1 protein-coding gene is annotated in these 1,258 nt (G+C 57.7%); it reads right to left on the bottom strand.

Going from position 1 to position 1,258, the window contains the following annotated elements:
- Positions 1 to 125 precede the first annotated feature (125 nt).
- On the bottom strand, positions 126 to 1,181 hold the full coding sequence (locus CON76_RS11665) for a homocysteine S-methyltransferase family protein (RefSeq protein WP_101103520.1): 1,056 nt from the start codon (positions 1,179 to 1,181) through the stop codon (positions 126 to 128).
- Positions 1,182 to 1,258: the final 77 nt, after the last annotated feature.

Genomic DNA, 1,258 nt, shown 5'->3' with positions numbered 1-1,258 from the left:
TACAGTTTGGTTTCGGCATTGCCCGTCCTTTCATCTGGATTCGATACCTCGATGTTCGGGCATTTCAAGGGCAATGCCGTCCCCGTTTCTACGGATTGCGGTGAAATATCCGGGTTAGCTGGAGATCAACGCCAACGCGTAAAACGAGGCGCAGCGCTGCTCACCGCCAGGCGGATGGCATTGATGTGATCCGGCGTCGTACCACAACATCCGCCCACAATGTTCACCAAACCCTGCTCGGCAAACTCGTGCAGCAAGCGCGACGTGTCTTCAGGCGTTTCATCAAAGCCCGTGTCGCTCATCGGATTGGGCAAACCCGCATTCGGGTAGCAGCTGATGAACGTGCCTTGCGCCACCTTGGCCAGCTCCTGAATGTACGGCTTCATCAAGGCCGCCCCCAGCGCACAATTCAACCCGATCGCCAGTGGCTGGATGTGCCGCACACTGGCCCAGAACGCCGACACCGTCTGGCCACTCAAGAGGCGCCCGGAAGCGTCCGTCACCGTACCGCTGATGATCACCGGCAAGCATTCGCCCGATTCGTCAAAATACTCCTGAATCGCAAACAAGGCCGCCTTGGCGTTTAGCGTGTCAAAAATGGTCTCCACCAGCAGCACGTCCGATCCGCCGCGTACCAGGCAGTCCACCTGCTCCTTGTAAGCCACGCGCAATTCCTCGAAATTCACATTGCGCGCCCCCGGATCGTTCACGTCAGGGCTGATGCTGGCGGTTTTGGGTGTCGGGCCCAGAGCGCCCGCTACAAAGCGCGGCTTATCGGGAGTGCTGAACTTGTCACACGCTTCCCGTGCCAGACGTGCAGAAGCCAGGTTCATCTCCGGCACCAGGTTCGCCATGCCGTAATCGTCCTGCGCAATGCGGGTAGCGCCAAAGGTGTTGGTTTCGATCAGGTCGGCGCCCGCGCTCAGATACCCTTCGTGGATGTCTCGAATCACATCCGGTCGCGTCAGACTCAACAACTCATTGTTGCCCTTGACATCACGTGCAAAACTGGCAAAACGCTCGTAGCACGCACCCGGCCCCTGGTAACCCAGACCTCGGTATTGCTGCTCACCCAGGCGAAAGCGTTGGATCATGGTGCCCATGGCACCGTCCAAGATCGCAATCCGCTGCGCCAGAATGCCGGGCAACGCTTGGGCACGTGTGTAGACTGGTTTTTTCATCGCATATCTGATTTGGAAGCACCAAAGCAAAAACCCCGAACCCATTGATTACATCACTGGATTCGGGGTTTTGTATA

The sequence above is a fragment of the Macromonas bipunctata genome (assembly GCF_002837135.1).
In the GTDB taxonomy this organism is placed as follows: Bacteria; Pseudomonadota; Gammaproteobacteria; order Burkholderiales; family Burkholderiaceae_C; genus Macromonas_A; species Macromonas_A bipunctata.
This window is presented reverse-complemented; position numbering and strand designations above follow the sequence as displayed.

Excerpts from the sequence above, each read along its gene's own strand:
- CON76_RS11665 (WP_101103520.1), bottom strand. The coding sequence starts at position 1,181 with ATGAAAAAACCAGTCTACACACGTGCCCAAGCGTTGCCCGGCATTCTG.